The organism is Limibacter armeniacum, from assembly GCF_036880985.1.
Classification (GTDB): domain Bacteria; phylum Bacteroidota; class Bacteroidia; order Cytophagales; family Flammeovirgaceae; genus Limibacter; species Limibacter armeniacum.
Window position 1 is genome coordinate 3,437,552 of the sequence record NZ_JBAJNO010000009.1, and the last position, 16,932, is coordinate 3,454,483.

A 16,932-nucleotide genomic window follows, 5' to 3' on the forward strand; every position below is an offset into this window, starting at 1 on the left:
TTTGGAAGCGGAATTTTTTGTTTGTATACTGCTGACTTTTTGGGAGTAAGAGGAAAATGCATAGCATGCAGATTAGATTAGCCTTTGTAATCTTATTTTTAGCCTGCTCTGTTACAGTCAGAGGGCAGTACATGCTACGAATGATAGATTCGGAGACTGGGGATGAATTTGCTATTGATAGCAATTTACCTACGGATTCTTTGGGGCAGATGGCTAAGGTTACATCTATCTTGGAAGAATGGAGAACTAAAGGTTATCTGTTAGCCTCATTAGATAACGTGATGAAACTTGCAGATACATTGTCTGTTCAGGTTTATAGGGGTAAGCAGTTTGAATATTTGAATTTCACTTCTACTAATGTTCCACCTCAGATACTTAAAAAAGTAGGGTTTACTAACCGTAAGTTGAGTTTTACTGAGTGGGGCAAAGTCAGAAAGTTGATGCTAGACTATTCAGAAAACCACGGTTACCCATTTGCAGAACTGGAATTAGATAGTTTGAAGGAAACACAGGAAGGTGTTTTTGCAGCGTTAAATTATCGGGCAGGGTCTGAAGTCGTGTTTGACACCTTGATTGTCAAATCAAATGAACGGTTGAAGGTTCAAAAAAAATTCTTTCATACTTACTTAGGAATCAAAGAGGGGGACTTATTCTCTCAAAAGGGTGTAAAGGAAGTAGAAAAAAGAATCAAAGCACTACCTTACCTTGTATTGGAACGGATCCCTGAAGTGAGGTTTGAAAATAATAAGGCAAATGTTGAGCTATTCTTGAAGAGAAGAAAAGCCAATACGATTGATGGTATTGTTGGTTTTTTACCGAATGCTCAGGAGGAAGGGAAACTGTTGCTGACAGGTCAACTTAAGTTAGATTTATACAACCCACTTGGAACCGGAAAACATGTGTTTTTTGAATGGCAACGACTGAAGGAAGCTTCCCAAACACTAAACATTTTGTATGAGCATCCGAACCTACTGAAAACACCTCTTGATCTGGAAGCTAAATTTTTCTTGCAAAAGGAAGACTCGAGTTATATCAACTTAAATAGGAAACTAGGGTTGAAATATCGATTTCCTTCAGGAGGAATGAGCGGTTTTTTTACTGAGTGGAAGGATAGCAGAAGTATTGAAGAAGAGGGAAGTGAGGGACAGAAATACCCTGATAGCAACGTGTTGCTGTATGGTGTGAGCTATCAGCAAATAGACTTAGATGACTTTTTCTTTCCTCGAAAAGGATATACAATAGATTTCTCTATAGCAGGAGGTGATAAAGCGGTGACTTTACAGACCGAATCTATGACTGATAGTATATCAAACCTTACCCAAATAGAAATTAACACGGATTTTAAACAGTACATTAAGACGGGAAAGAATTCTACCTTATTTTTGCGGGAAAATATTGGTTGGATGTACAGCGATACCTTATTTCTAAATGATTTATATAGAGTAGGAGGTTTTAAATCGTTGAGAGGTTTTAATGAGGCAGAGTTTTTTGTGTCTGCTTATGGTATTTGTACTGTTGAGTGGCGCCTGTTTTTTGAACAACAGTCCTATCTGTTTCTTTTTACAGATGGAGGGTGGATAAATAGCGGTGTTGATGGTGATACAAAGATCCCGATAGGAATTGGTAGTGGACTGAGTTTTGCTACAAAAGCGGGGGTGTTTAACCTGGCATATGCTATTGGAAAAGTGGCAGGACAACCATTTAGTGCAAAACTGGCTAAAGTACATTTTGGATTAGTCAGTAGATTTTAATGATAGGTAACTAAAACCTGAAAGTGGATTTGTACTTTTAGGAAATGATGATATAAGATGAACGGGAATTATTCACTGAACGGCTTCAAGAAATATGTTTTTTTGGTTATCAGCTTGTTGACACTTAGCATGGCTCATGCTCAGGAACAAGAAAGTGATAAGGAAAAAAGTAAGGATGAAAATGTGGTACACTCACTTAACGATGACTGGTTGGTGTACGACAAGAGGTCGGATGGTTTTGTGCCTTATATTCCATCTGTTCATAAGGATGTAAGTAATTACTACCTGTTGTTTGATGCGTCTCCTTACTTGAGGTATAAATTAAAACTCAACTTCAATAACCAAAGCGGTATCTTTATCAATAATAAATTACTATTCCATACAAGTAAAGATGCCAACCAGTTGATGCTGGATATTGATAGCTTGGTAAAGTCTGAAGGAAAAGGAAGTATGTTACTTACTGTTTATGATGAATTAAAAACAGGTAAGGTACCTAATGCGGAAATTGTTAAAAAGGGGGTAGAAAAGCCTTTACTGGAACAGTTTAAGGATGCTGCATTAAAGATTTTACCAAAAGCAGACTCCCCATTTTTGCATAATATGACAGTAGTTGGTGTGGCAGTGATGATCCTATTGGCATTTTTTGGGAGAATATCTGATCTGCGTATTGATAGGTATTCATTGGGGAAATTATTTGATGCCATTTTGCGAGGAAAAGTGGAGCAGGAAAAGCTGACAGGCTTGAGTGTCATTACTTTTGTAGTGTCATATGGGTTGGTTGGAGCCTTTATTATTTTGTTGCTCGGACAGGAGGCAAGTGTTATATCAGATAAGTATTGGGCAGACGAACCCAACACCTTTTATTGGAAGTTTTTGACCCTGTTTACAGTGGTACTTTTGTTTGTGTTAGGGCGATTTGTTTTAATCGCGCTTTTGGGAAAGATTTATAATGAAAAGCAGTTGATGTCAATACATGTTTATTCATTTATCGAAGTAACCCAAATTTTTGCCATTCTGTACCTTTTAGTAGGTGGTTTGTGTCTTTTTAACATAGATGCTGTAAATGTAAATTTGGTGGGTATTGGGTTGATATTGAGTCTGTTGTTGAAGTCCTTTCTAGTGTTTGTTGTAGTCTCTCGACAGATTTCATTTAGGAATAAGTATATAATTTCGTACTTTTGCGCCACAGAATTTCTGCCAACATTGCTGGCAGTCAAAGTATTTATCTAGTTCCCGTTTACTGAATTGGTTTTCTAATTGAAATCATTTTACAGCATGGCAAACAAAACCGAACAAGGAGTTGGTACAGTTGAGAAAAAAGCAGTCAAATCCATCCTTGTATCTCAGCCTGAACCTGCAGACCTAAATTCACCCTATCACGCTTTGGCGAAAAAGTACGGTATTCAAGTCGACTTCCGACCATTTATCGAAGTTAAAGCTGTTGACGCCAAAGAATTCCGCAAGGAAAAGATCAATATTCTTGACCACACTGCGGTAATCTTTACTAGCAAGAATGCGATTGATCACTTTTTCAGAATTTGTAAAGACCTGAAAATAGAAGTACCTGCTGATATGAAGTATTTCTGTATTTCAGACCTGACAGCAAATTACTTGCAGAAGTATATTGTTGTTAGAAAGAGAAAAATCTTTACAGGACTGAAAACGGCTAATGATCTGCTTGAGATTATCAAGAAGCATAAGAAAGAGAAGTTTCTCTTCCCTTGCTCTGATATTCGCAAGGATGACATTCCTACATTCATGTTTGAGAATGGATTCGATTTGACTGAGGCTGTCTTGTATAGAACTGTTGCTAGCGACCTATCTGATTTGAAGGATATCTACTATGATATGATTGCATTCTTCAGCCCTTCAGGTATTAAGTCATTGTTCCAGAACTTCCCTGAGTTTAAACAGAACAATACAAGAATTGCAGCTTTTGGACCTACTACGGCAAAAGCTGTACGAGAGCATGATTTGAGATTGGATGTTGAGGCACCACTTCCTAATGCCCCTTCCATGACAGGTGCGATTGAGCTTTACATCAAGGAGCACAACGATATTTAGTATAGGAAGTCAAGATTTAGAGAAGGCCGTATTTGTAATGTTGCAAATACGGCCTTCTTCGTTTCTTTGTCGATTAGTTGGCTATTTTACAGCTGAATTTGAAAAAATGTGCTAATTTCATTAAATAACGATTAGATGTATTATAGACTTTCAGTCTAGCGGTGTGTGATCACTTGATAAGCATTTGGATAAGAGAGTATGTGGGGTATAAGTGTTGTTGACTTGACTGAATTGATCTTCTGACGTCTGACAGAACTGCTTGAAAACAATAACCAATAACCAAGGAAATACTCCTCTGCTATGAAGAGACTACTGGCTGCTTACTTATGCTTAACATTTTGGTGTTTGGGGACGGCACATGCGCAACAAGACCCTCAGTTTAGTCATTACATGTTCAATCAGCTTTATTACAACCCTGCAACGGCTGGACTTGACTCAAGGTTTATAGAAACAAAAGTACTCTATAGATCTCAATGGGCAGGTTATGAGCCTACGGTTGACGGAGGCGGTGCTCCTACTACTCAACTTTTTAGTGTTAGTATGCCACTGACTCAATTAAAAGGTGGTTTGGGGCTTCATGTAATCAATGATGAATTAGGTCCTGAAACAAGAAGAGAGGTTCAACTTTCTTTCTCTTATCATATACCTGTAAATAAAGGAAGTCTGTCATTTGGTGTAAGAGGAGGAGTCTTTAACTTTGGCTTGGATAATAGTTTACGATATGTGAATCCTAATGACCCAACAAAACCAACAGGAAGTGTAAATGAATTTACGCCTGATTTTGGTGCGGGGTTATATTTTGATCACCCTAATTACTTTGTTGGGGTATCTGCCAACCACCTACAACAGAGTGACTTTGATACAGAAGTCGCAGGGTTTTACTCATTAGCGACACATTTTACTACTCTGGTGGGAATGAATTTGGATATGTCTTCTAAAATAACTTTACAGCCATCCGTTATACTGAAAAGCGACTTTAAAGCGTATTCTATAGAGGCGAGTGCTCTTGCTATCTATGACGATAAAGCCTATATAGGACTTTCTGCTAGAGAGTTAGAGGCTGCAATATTGATGGCAGGAGCTTACTTGACAAGAGATAAGCGCTTAACACTAGGTTATGCGTTCGATTATACATTAGAGCAAAAAGATGCTAAATCAGCAACTTCGCATGAAATTATGTTGTCCTACAAATTTATGGCACCAGGTAAAGCAGAGCCGTCTATTTTGCGAACTCCGAGGTTTAGATTTTAGGATTGAGTAATTTTTTTATAATATATTGTACTTTTTAAAAAAGTATAGCGTTTTGATGTTGATTGGGAATTTTTTTAGTGATTTTCTATGAAATATTTTTTAAAAGTAATAGACTTTTTTCTAGATGAATCAATTTTGGATTTATTTTTGCAATTCAGTTGGAAAAATTCCCAAAAACAAAACTGACATTTAATTAAAAATTAAGGTATAGCTGTTCCTTAATATATTTTAAAGTCTTAACGTTGTACCTTGAAACGCTCGAAATCATATAAAGAATTATGAATAACTCATCACTTTTGAGGAATTTGACTTGGGCTGCCCTTGTATTATCTCTGTTTTTTCAAGGATGTAGCATATTTGGAGGAAATAATAGCGATGAAGGCAACCTTGTAGGTGCTACACCTCCTGGCGATTGGGATTCGCAAATTGTACCATACGGCATGACAGTCGTACCTGGTGGAACCTTCCATATGGGACAGTCAGATGAAGATATTACTTCATCAAAAATAAACATGAACAGGCAAATCACAATCAGTGGTTTCTACATGGATGAAACTGAGATTACAAACAATGAATATCGCCAGTTCATCAATTACATGACTTCTGCATCAGATACTAGTGCTGATTACGACTTTGACAGAGTTCAAGACGAATTGCGCCCTGATACAACTGTGTGGATGAGAGATTTCTCTTACCATATGGGTGATCCTATGCAGGAATACTACTTCTCACACCCTTCTTTTGGAGATTATCCAGTAGTAGGTGTGAATAGAAAAGCCGCAGAGGAGTTCTGTAAATGGAGAACAAAGTACTATAACGATTACCGTGATAGTATTGGATTGGCTCCTATGCCTAAATTTAGTTTGCCTTCAGAAGCACAGTGGGAATATGCTGCTAGAGGTGGATTAGATATGGCTAAGTACCCTTGGGGTGGACCTTATATCCGTAATGGAAAAGGTTGTGCACTTGCCAACTTTAAGCCAGGTAGAGGTAACTATTATGATGATGGTTTCCCTTATACAGCACCAGTAGGAGCTTATTTCCCTAACGGTTTTGGCTTATACGATATGTCTGGAAACGTTGCTGAATGGTGTGATGATGCCTACAGCCCAGCTAGTTACCCTATTGTTTGGGATTTGAACCCTACTTATAGAGATCCAAATGAACCAAGAAAAGTGGTTAGAGGTGGATCTTGGAAAGATATTCCATTCTACGTGCAAACAGGTACTCGTACTTATGAGTACGAAACACAAGCAAGATCATTTATCGGATTTAGATGTGTAATGATTAGTCTTGGTGGGTACCAAGGATGGGAATAGTCTAATTTTTTTAGATAGAATCATATTAGCTAAGGCTCTTAGCCTGACCCTAAAACTGATAAATGAGAGTAATGCTCGATACATACTCTTCGAGTTTTATTTAAATTTTAGCCGGTTAACTTAAAGCAAACGAAAATGAGTCATCACAAAGAAACATTTAACGAGAAATTTAACAGAGTTTGGGTGCCAAAGATCACCGCTGTTGGTGCAGCTGTAGTAATCGTAGGAGCACTGTTTAAGCTGCAGCACTGGCCTGGTGCGGGACCAATGCTTATCGTAGGTCTTGGAGCTGAAGCTTTCCTGTTTTTGCTTGGTGCTATTGCCCCAACACCTCCAGTAGATAAACATTATAACTGGGAAAATGTATACCCTCAATTGCTAACTGACGAAGTTAAAGCTGTTGAAACTTCATCAAGATCTTCTAACGGTGGTGCTTTAGTTGCTATCGATAAAATGATCGAAAATGCGAACTTGACTCCTGAAACATTCAAGAGCTTTGGTTCTGGTATGGAGAAGCTGAACGCATCAGTAGCACAAATGAGAGATCTTTCAAATTCTGCTGCTGCTTCAGATGAATATACTAAGAGTCTACAAGTTGCTACTAGATCAATGGGTGAGTTGAATAAGTCATTCTCTGGTACTGCAGAAGCTATGAATGCAATGGCTGGTGCATCTAAAGACGCTAAAGAATACCATATGCAAGTTCAAGCTGTAAGTAAAAACTTAGGAGCATTGAACGCTGTATATGAAATGGAGTTGAAAGATGCTAACAACCACTTGAAAGCAATGAACAAGTTCTACGGTAACTTGAGTTCTGCAATGCAGAATATGTCAGATGCAAGTAAAGAGTCAGAGCATTTCAAAACTCAGATGTCAGCACTTACAGGTAACCTGTCTAAGTTGAACAACATCTATGGTAAGATGCTTTCAGCAATGAAAGGTTAAGCCTTCCTGCAATTTTTAGTTAAACCCTATTTTTAAACATCAAAAACTGAAAATAATATGGCAGGAGGAGCTAAAGAGACACCTAGACAGAAGATGATTGGTCTGATGTACTTAGTGTTGCTCGCCATGCTTGCCCTTCAGGTAAGTAACACGGTACTGGACAAGTTTATGTTTATTGAATCGTCATTCGATTTCTCAAATAACATAACTTCTACAGCAAATGAGCAAGTAGTTAGTAAAATTGCTTCTGTAGCTAATCAGAAGAAAGATAATAAAGAGACTGCTGCTTTGTTGGATGATGCAACAGCTATAAGGAATAAGACCAAGGAAGTGATTTCATTTATTAATGAAATGAAGAGCAAGATCACTGAAATTGCTGGTCCTGATATTGAAACAGGAGAACTAAAAGATAAGGCAGGTTACGATGGTCAAATGCTTTATACTTTAGGACCTGGGGATTCTAAATCAGGAACTGCATATGAGTTGAAAACATTACTTGATAGCTATGTAGAAACTCTTAATAAGATTGGAGTAAGTAATATTGAAGAGCACAAAGCAAAGACTCAGGAGATAATTACTTTCAATAAAATCAATAAGATAGCAAAAGACGGTAGTGAAGATACTAAGTATACACAGTCTAATGACCCTTCAATGAGGGAGAATATTAAAAAAGACTTTGCACAACTTCAGTTTGATCACACACCTAACGTTGCCGCTCTAGCTGTATTGAGTCAATTAGCGTCTGAAGTACTTCAGGCAGAGTCTGAGGTAATGAACGTATTGGAGACTAGATCAGGTGCTAAAGTAAACTTTGATAAAGTTGTTCCTGTAGTTAAGCCAGAGTCTAAATACGTAGCTGCTGGTACAGATTATAAAGCTACTATGTTTATTGCGGCTTCATCTTCTTCAGCAAAACCAAGAATGACATTCAATGAGAGTAGCATTTCTGTAGAAAATGGAGAAGGTATCGTTGAATTCAAGGCAACACCAGGTAAGTATGATAACAATGGTAGAGCTAAGAAAACTTGGAAAGGTACTATTACATATACAACTCCATTCGGTGATACAACTCTGAACATTGAAGAAGAGTATTATGTAGTTAAGCCAACAATCGAGATCAACTCAGCAACAGTAAATGCACTTTACAGAAACTGTGCGAACGAATTGATCGTAGATGTACCAGCATTGGGTGAATCATACAACCCTCAGTTCTCAGCAACTAATGCATCGACATCTAATAAAGGTAAGGCTTTAACTATTATTCCAAGCGCAAAAGCGAAAAGTGTTGACCTGACTGTAAAAAGTGGAGGTAGCTTGATTGGAAAGAAAACCTTTAAAACTAAAGGTATTCCACTTCCAGAAGTTGAAATTTATGCTGATGGCAAAAAAGTAGACTTGGCAAGTGGTATCTCAAAGAGAACTAGATCAGTTGAGTTGAGAGTTCGTCCTGACTCAGAATTTGCAGCGGCATTGCCTAATGAGGCTAGATACCGTGTAGTGAAGTGGGAAGTACTAGGTGCTAGAGGACCAAGACCTGTAGGAGCTCCTCAGAGAGTTTCGGGTGGTACTCAAAAAGTATCAGTATCAAACCTTGCTAAGAATTCTGACCGTTTGGTAATCGAAATTCAATCTCTTGTAAGAAAGAACTCTTTGGGTAATGTTGAAGGTGTTCGTATGACATCGAACGTAATTAACGTTCCAGTAACTAAAGAATAAAATTATGAAGTTAAAGAGTCTCAAAATTCTTGTGTGGTTTGTAGCAAGTTTGGCATTTGCCTCGACTGCTAACGCTCAGGAGATCTATGAGAGTGAAGATAATCCACACTCTGTCAGACCTGTAAGGCCTGCGGATATCATGTACAAGAAAACAGTGTGGCTTAGAATGGATTTGAAAGACAAAGTCAATACTCCTTTCTTTGCTAAAGAGCATTGGATTTCGAAGTTGATCATTGAAGCGGTAAAGAGTACATTGCTTAGACCATACAAGAATGACTCTTTAACGACCAGAATGACTAATCAGGAATTCATGGAGAAGATCAAGCGTCGCGATATCATTGAAAACTCTGACCCAATTGATGATTGGGGTGGAGGAGACAGTGGTTGGGGCGGTGGCTGGGGAGACACCGGCACAGCTTCAGCTGCTACTCAAGAGTCCGACGAATTGGATCCAGAGGATATTTCACTTCTTGATGTAAAGGTTGATATGATCTTTGATAAGTGTCGTGGTATGTGGATTCGTGATATTCAATCACTCACGTTGGTACTACCAGCAGATATGAATGGAGCTAAAGGGGTTGAAGACCCAATTGCTTCGTTCTCTTACAAAGAATTGGTTGATAACCTTTTTGATCAAAATAAAGAAGCAATTTGGTTCAATGAGCAAAACACTGCTGAGAATAAAAACTTAGCGGAAGCTTTTGACCTGAGCCTTTACAATGCAAAAGTTACGAAGTTTACTGATGCAAAAGGTCGTGATATCTTTGATATCTATAATGACGAAGGTAGAGGTGAGATTGCTCTGATCAAAGGTCAGCAATATCAATATCAACTGTTAGAGTATGAGTCTAACTTGTGGTCTAACTAATTTCTGACAGCAAATAAAAAAGGGTATCCATTTCAAATGGATACCCTTTTTTTATTCTTGAAACTCATATTAGTCTTTTTAAAATATTCCCTCATGTAATGCTCAGTTGTCTTTAATGCCTGCAAATAACACTTTATAGCCATGGATATGTTATTGAAGGTAAATCGAGGCTCTCATTTTTTAATAGGTAATATGTAAGGTTGATTAAATGATTTATTTTCAGTTAATTAATAAAGTGAAAAAAAACTGACATAAGGCAGATATTCATTTCTTTGAACCTTTTATACTCCATTTACTCCTATACAAATAACCCTTACTAATACCCATAAAATTGTTCTTTATTCCTCAATAAGGACAACTATAGCTGTAAATGGAGCCTATCGACCTGTTTTTAAACCAGCTTTGATAATTTGATTAAACCATGGCAAATCGAAAAGAAACTCCAAGACAGAAGATGATCAATCTTATGTATCTGGTATTACTAGCATTACTGGCATTGCAAGTGAGTAATACTGTACTGGACAAGTTTATATTCATCGAAAAATCATTGCAATTCTCTAATAACATTACAGAAAAGGAAAATGATAAAATGATGGATGCAATCAGTAAGGTTGCAACTGCAAAAAAACAACAGAACCCTATTCAGGAAGCCTTTGATGATGCGCAGGCTATTAAGACAAGGACAAATGAAGTTACAGGGCTAATAAAGGGAATGAAGGATAAGATTAGAGAGTTGGCAGGTGAAGATCCTGAAACAGGAGAATTGACAGATAAAGCCAATTATGATGGGCAAATGAACTTTACAATTGGCCCTGAGGGTAAAAAGAATGGTAAAGCCTATGAATTAAAGGCTAAGCTAGATGAATATGTCAACTTTCTTAATAAAATAGGGAAAGAGCACGAAGACTCATCTAAAGTGTTTACCCCTATTGAGAAAATAGCCAAAGATGGTAAGGAAATTCCTGAGTATGCTAACTCCAAGGACCCTATGATGAAGGAAAACAGGAAAAAAGATTTTGCATACTTGCAGTTTGATCACACCCCAAATGTTGCAGCATTAGCAGTACTTAGTCAGTTGGAGTCAGATGTACTACAGGCAGAAGCCTCTGTCTTAAATATTTTGGCAAAGAAAGTTGATGCAAAAGTTGATTTCGATAAGGTAATTCCTGTCGTTAAGCCCGAATCAAAATATGTAGCAGCTGGTACTAAGTATGTAGCAGATATGTTTATTGCAGCTTCTTCATCTGCAGCACGTCCTAAGATGATGTATAATGGGGAAACAGTATCTGTTAATGATGGAGTAGGTAAGATCGAGTTTGTTGCTACACCAGGTCAATATGATAAAGATGGCAGAGTGAAAAAAATATGGGAAGGAAGTATTACTTACAGAACTCCTTTTGGTGATACCACCTTGATGATTGAAGAGGAGTATTATGTAGTCAAACCTACTATAGAAATTAATTCAGCCACAGTAAATGCCCTTTATAGAAACTGTGCTAATGAACTTATTGTGGATGTCCCAGCTTTGGGACAAAGCTATAACCCAACTTTTACTGCTTCTAATGCTAAATTAGAGAATAAAGGTAAAGCTGTAACTATTTACCCTGATGTTAGGGCAAGAGAAGTGGCTCTTACTGTAAAAAGTGACGGCAATATGATAGGTACAAAGAAGTTTCAGACTAGAGGAATTCCTAAACCTGATATCGTTGTGCTTGCAGATGGTAAAGAAGTTGACTTAAAAAGAGGTATTCCAGAAAACACCAGACAAATTTCAGTCAGAGTAAAACCTAATGAAGAGTTTGCTGCAGCTTTGCCAAAAGAGGCAAGTTATAGAGCGATGGAGTGGGAAATCATTGGTGCTAGAGGGACAAGACCTGTAGGATCTCCAATTAAGCTCTCAGGAGGAAGACAAGATGCATCTTTGGATAGACTGGCTAGAGAGTCTGGAAGGCTTGTAATAGATATAAAGACTGTTTTGCGTAAAAACTCAAAAGGGCAAACAGAGGAAGTGAGAGGGGTAAGTCAAGTAGTTAATGTACCTGTACAGCACTAAGTATTTAAGGTGAAATATAAAAGAAGCCTTGGAATGGTAAGTTCCAAGGCTTTTTATATGCTTAATGTTGGTTCAAAGGGTTGAAGCCACTTCCTTTTACTTCATGAGCAGGAAGCACCATCAGAAATGCCTCTGGATCGATCACCTTAATGTAGTTTTCTAAAGCAACCATTTCTTTTCGGCTGATAGCAGTAAGGATGATCTGTTTTTCTTTTTCTGTAAAGAATAAACCATGACCATTGATATAAGTTCCTCCTCTGTCTAATTCAGTAAGAATATACTGACGAATATCCTGATGGTATTCTGAAATAATCATCAGCACATTTTTATTGTTAAACCCACCTAATACGGAGTCAATGGTTTTTGAGATAGAGAAGACAGCAACAATTGCATAAGGGGCTAAAGAAAGGTCCTTAAATGCAATTAACCCCAGAATAACAATAGAGCCGTCAATGATTAGGACAAAACGGCTAACAGAGACATTGAAATAATGAGATAAGATTTTAGCAAGTGTATCTGTCCCCCCTGTAGTAGCCTCCTCACGTAAGGTTAGTGCGACACCAAGTCCAATCAAAACACCTCCAAATACGGCTGAAACTAATTTGTCATCAGTGAATCCCTGCGATTCGGTTAGATATGTAAATCCATCAACAGCGAGTGAAGCCCATATCATGGCTAATATTGTTTTGGCCCCAAAACTGTTGCCTAAAGCCCTTATTCCCCAAATAAGCAGTGGAATATTAATAGTAAGAGAAATCATACCAATAGGCCATCCTGTTAGGTATCCTATGACCGTACTGAAACCAAAAAGTCCACCTGGGATAATTTTGAATGGGATGAAAAAGGTCACGTATCCAAATGCAATAATAGTAGCACCTAATAATACCTTGATATAACTTAACCACCATGCCTTACTGAAGGCAGGAACTTCGTTTACTGTTTTATTTTTCTTGTATGAGAGGTTTGTTTGCATAAAGCCTAATTGGTTGACGGACTTTTACACTTGAAATCTATTGAAGCCGCAAAAATACACATCTTATTGGAAATCAGTATAGAGAAGGGTAAATGTATTTGTGGATAAATATTGAATGTGTAGCATGAAAATTCTGTATTTCCCTTTGTTTTAAAAAAATAATGGTTGTAATTGTATTTTTTCAAAAATTAATAGTCAGATTTAGATATTATTTAAAATTCTACTCTATCTGTGGGCTAATTTTTAATTATAGGCGAAAGTGTGTGGAGAGTTTTAAGCCATCTCTCATTAGGAAGTAGACCATTACAGCATTAACTAATCAATGTTTTTTTCTATTTACCTTCCTGCTTTGCGCCTTGGTTATTAAATAAGTACAGACACCAAGACACGCAACTTTATGATCGTACTCAAGTTTGGAGGAACTTCCGTAGGTACTGTTGATAGTATCCGGCAAGTGTGTAAGATTTTACAAAACAATACTGCACAAGGAAAGCGCATGGCAGTGGTCGTTTCTGCCATGAGTGGGATTACGAACAAACTTATCACTGCAGGACAATTATCTGCTGGTGGTGATGAAAACTACCTTCATTTGCTTAAAGAAATTGAGGAAACCCATTTTACAGCTATTAGGGAGTTGATGGGAGTCCAATCTCAAAGTAGAGTCTTTGCTCAGACAAAACGCCTTTTGAATGAGCTGGAAGATTTGCTTAGGGGAATATCTTTACTGAAAGAAATTTCTTTGAGAGCTATGGACCTGCTCCAAAGCTTTGGAGAGCGTTTGTCTTCCCAAATCATTGCAGAGTTCTTAAAACAAGAAGGGCTACCTGCTGAAGCTTTAGATGCCAGAACCTTAATCCAAACCAATAAGAGTTTTGGAAGTGCAAAAGTGAACTTTGAAGTGACCAATGCTAATATAGGGACACACTTTGCAGGAAATGATAAGCTTCATATTATCACAGGTTTTGTAGCTTCTACGGATGATGGTCAAACCACTACACTTGGTAGAGGAGGATCTGATTATACTGCGGCAATCTTTGGTGCAGCATTAAATGCTGACTGTATTGAAATATGGACGGATGTAGATGGCGTACTGACTGCTGACCCAAGAGTGGTTCCTGAAGCATTTACTTTGGAAAAGCTTTCATATGAAGAAGCAATGGAGTTATCTCACTTTGGAGCTAAAGTGATTTACCCACCAACACTTCAACCTGCATTTAAGAAGAAGATTCCATTGGTTATCAGAAATACGTTTAATCCTTCTTTTGAAGGAACGTTTATCTCTGAGGAGAGTGGTCACGATGAGTTGCCAGTCAAAGGTATTTCATCTATTAAAGATATAGCCCTGCTAACGTTGAAAGGTAGCGGTATGATAGGTGTCTCAGGGGTTTCTGCTCGATTGTTCTCTACTTTGGCTCAAGAGGATATTTCTGTGATTTTGATAACACAGGCATCTTCAGAGCACTCAATTACCTTTGCTGTAGCGCCTGAGGTAGCTGTAAAAGCTAAAGAGGCAATAGATGAAGCATTCTCAATTGAAATCAATGCAGGTAAAGTTGATTCGATAGAAATAGAGACAGGCTTATCAGTGGTGGCGATCATTGGTGAGAATATGAAACATACACCAGGAATTGCTGCAAACATGTTTGCGGCAATGGGGAAAAATGGTGTAAACATAGCGGCTATAGCACAAGGCTCTTCAGAATTGAATATCTCAACGGTGATTGAGCAGCGTCACTTGGCTAAAACGATAAATGCACTGCATGAGGCTTTCTTTCTTTCTGATAAAGTAACACTCAATGTTTTTGTACTTGGCTGGGGACTTATTGGAGGTACATTATTACGTCAGATTAAGGAGCAGCAGGAGTATTTGGCTCAAGAACAAGGACTGAATATTAAGGTAATTGGAGTTGCTAATTCGCAGAAAATGCTTTTGGATGAAAAAGGCATCAATCTGGAATTGTCAAAAGAAGATATCCTGTCGGTAGGTGTACCTTCTAATACACCTTCCTATATAGCCAGAATGAAGCAGATGAACCTTGCGAACAGTGTATTTGTAGACTGTACGCCTGGTATGGATGGTGTAAAAGAATATGCCTCTATTTTGGATGCGAGTATTTCAATCTGTACACCAAACAAACTGTGTAATTCGGGTACTTACAATGATTACAAAGCGATACAAGACATCTCTGCTAGAAGAAAGGTTAAGTTTATGTACGAGACCAATGTGGGAGCAGGTTTGCCTGTAATCTCCCCATTGAATGACCTGAAACATAGCGGAGATAAGGTTTATAAAATAGAAGGAATTCTGTCAGGTACACTGTCCTATATCTTCAACTCATTTACGTTGGGTAAGAGTTTTACAGATATAGTAAAGAATGCAAAGGAAAAAGGCTTTACTGAGCCTGACCCTAGAGATGACTTGAGTGGGATGGATGTGGCTAGGAAAATATTGATTCTAGCTAGAGAGGCTGGGTTCAAATTAGAACCTGAAGATGTAAAAGTAGAGAATATCTTGCCTGAGGCATGCTTAAATGCCGCTTCAGTAGATGAGTTTTTTGAGCAGCTTCAGAAGCATGAACACCTTTTTGAAAAGCGAATGACTGAAGCTAATGAGGAAGGCAAAGTTCTTCGGTTTGTGGCTGCGCTTGAAAATGGAGAAGCGCGAGTAGTCTTAAAAGCTGTAGATGAAAGCCACCCTTTTTACCATTTGTCAGGGAGTGATAACATGGTCGTTTTTACTACAAAACGATACCTGAATGAACCATTGGTAATCAAAGGCCCTGGAGCTGGAGCTGAAGTAACAGCAGCTGGCGTGTTTGCTGAAATTATTACGATCGGGAATTACTTGACCAATGCCTGATACAAGTCATGAATAGTCGTTTAAGTTCAAACAGACTTTGTATCTTGATGCAAAGTCTGTTTGGCTTTTACGTTAAGTGCTTTACCTTTTAAATTGATCATCCTACTTTTTGAATATGAGTGTAAAAGTCTTTGCCCCCGCAACTGTAGCAAATGTTGCTTGTGGGTTTGATATATTAGGTTTTGCTGTAGAAAAACCCGGTGATGAAGTCGTCATGAAACGAAAAGATACACCAGGGGTGGAGATCGTGGAAATAACAGGTGATGAAGGTAGGTTGCCTTTTGACCCTGCAAAAAACACGGTAAGTATTTCTGTCCTGAAGTATCTTGAGCACATAGGGAAACCTGATTTGGGTATTGAGATCTCCTTGCATAAGAAAATGCCTTTTGGCAGTGGGCTAGGATCCAGCGCTGCCAGTACAGTAGCAGGTGTTGTGGCGGTTAATGAGTTGTTAGGAAACCCATTGACAAGGGAGGAACTCTTGCCTTTTGCTATGGAAGGAGAACGAATTGCTTGCGGAGCCGCACACGCTGACAATGTAGCTCCTGCACTTTATGGAGGCTTTGTACTTATCAGGAGTTATGAACCTTTAGATGTAATTCGTCTGAATACGCCAGATGACCTGTATTGTGCTATTATTCACCCTAATATTGAGGTGCCTACCAAAGATGCTAGGGAAATTCTCAGAAAAGAGATCCCAATGAAGAATGCTATCGTACAGTGGGGGAATGTAGCGGGACTCGTGGCAGGATTGTTACAAGAAGATTATGAATTGATCGGGCGTTCAATCCATGACGTAATTGTAGAGCCTATCAGGTCGATATTGATCCCAGGATATCAGCAGGTAAAGGATGCAGCATTGTCAGCAGGGGCATTAGGAACATCGATCTCTGGTTCTGGTCCATCTATTTTCTCGTTGTGTAAAGGAGAGGATATTGCAAAGCAAGTGGGAGTTGCTAAACAACATGCATTTGCTGCTGTTGGTGTTGAAACTTCGTTGTATGTATCTAAGATTAATCAACAAGGTCCTGTCGTGATGAGATAACAGCATTGGTTGTATTATGAATGTTATATGTAAGCACTTTGTTGGTGAAGTCATTTCTCCATAAAGTGCTTTTCTATTTCATAACCT

At 38.3% G+C, this 16,932-nt stretch carries 12 protein-coding genes; 11 read left to right on the forward strand and 1 reads right to left on the reverse strand.

Features of this window, described 5'->3' with window-relative positions:
* Positions 1–65: 65 nt before the first annotated feature.
* From V6R21_RS32005 to porM (V6R21_RS32045), 9 genes are all read left to right on the forward strand, one after another.
* Positions 66–1,751 carry a BamA/TamA family outer membrane protein gene (locus tag V6R21_RS32005; protein WP_334247546.1) on the forward strand — a complete coding sequence of 562 codons (1,686 nt, stop codon included), beginning with the start codon at positions 66–68 and terminating at the stop codon, positions 1,749–1,751.
* A gap of 57 nt (positions 1,752–1,808) precedes the next feature.
* Entirely contained in the window at positions 1,809–2,981 is a 1,173-nt protein-coding gene (locus V6R21_RS32010; protein WP_334247547.1) for a DUF4271 domain-containing protein, read from the forward strand.
* Between the two features lie 45 nt (positions 2,982–3,026).
* On the forward strand, positions 3,027–3,815 hold the full coding sequence (locus V6R21_RS32015; protein ID WP_334247548.1) for a uroporphyrinogen-III synthase: 789 nt from the start codon (positions 3,027–3,029) through the stop codon (positions 3,813–3,815).
* Between the two features lie 300 nt (positions 3,816–4,115).
* Positions 4,116–5,066 (forward strand): PorP/SprF family type IX secretion system membrane protein, encoded by a 951-nt coding sequence (locus V6R21_RS32020; protein ID WP_334247549.1) that lies wholly within the window; start codon positions 4,116–4,118, stop codon positions 5,064–5,066.
* 278 nt (positions 5,067–5,344) lie between these two features.
* Positions 5,345–6,385: a T9SS ring complex lipoprotein PorK/GldK gene (gene porK, locus V6R21_RS32025; RefSeq protein ID WP_334247550.1), complete on the forward strand. Its 1,041-nt coding sequence runs from the start codon at positions 5,345–5,347 to the stop codon at positions 6,383–6,385.
* 135 nt (positions 6,386–6,520) lie between these two features.
* Positions 6,521–7,330, forward strand: a complete 810-nt coding sequence (gene porL, locus V6R21_RS32030) for a type IX secretion system motor protein PorL/GldL (protein ID WP_334247551.1) — start codon at positions 6,521–6,523, stop codon at positions 7,328–7,330.
* Between the two features lie 57 nt (positions 7,331–7,387).
* Entirely contained in the window at positions 7,388–9,046 is a 1,659-nt protein-coding gene (gene porM / locus V6R21_RS32035; RefSeq protein WP_334247552.1) for a type IX secretion system motor protein PorM/GldM, read from the forward strand.
* Between the two features lie 4 nt (positions 9,047–9,050).
* Positions 9,051–9,914 (forward strand): type IX secretion system ring subunit PorN/GldN, encoded by an 864-nt coding sequence (gene porN, locus V6R21_RS32040; RefSeq protein WP_334247553.1) that lies wholly within the window; start codon positions 9,051–9,053, stop codon positions 9,912–9,914.
* Positions 9,915–10,335: 421 nt separating this feature from the next.
* Entirely contained in the window at positions 10,336–11,967 is a 1,632-nt protein-coding gene (gene porM / locus V6R21_RS32045) for a type IX secretion system motor protein PorM/GldM (protein ID WP_334247554.1), read from the forward strand.
* Positions 11,968–12,028: 61 nt separating this feature from the next.
* On the opposite strand, the gene V6R21_RS32050 is transcribed toward porM (V6R21_RS32045), so the two are convergent.
* Positions 12,029–12,940, reverse strand: a complete 912-nt coding sequence (locus V6R21_RS32050) for a YitT family protein (protein WP_334247555.1) — start codon at positions 12,938–12,940, stop codon at positions 12,029–12,031.
* Between the two features lie 397 nt (positions 12,941–13,337).
* Here V6R21_RS32050 and thrA point away from each other — a divergent pair, with 397 nt between their 5' ends.
* Both thrA and V6R21_RS32060 read left to right on the forward strand, forming a co-directional pair.
* Positions 13,338–15,800 (forward strand): bifunctional aspartate kinase/homoserine dehydrogenase I, encoded by a 2,463-nt coding sequence (thrA, locus tag V6R21_RS32055; RefSeq protein WP_334247556.1) that lies wholly within the window; start codon positions 13,338–13,340, stop codon positions 15,798–15,800.
* A 115-nt stretch (positions 15,801–15,915) separates the two neighbouring features.
* Positions 15,916–16,845 carry a homoserine kinase gene (locus V6R21_RS32060; RefSeq protein WP_408613135.1) on the forward strand — a complete coding sequence of 310 codons (930 nt, stop codon included), beginning with the start codon at positions 15,916–15,918 and terminating at the stop codon, positions 16,843–16,845.
* Positions 16,846–16,932: the final 87 nt, after the last annotated feature.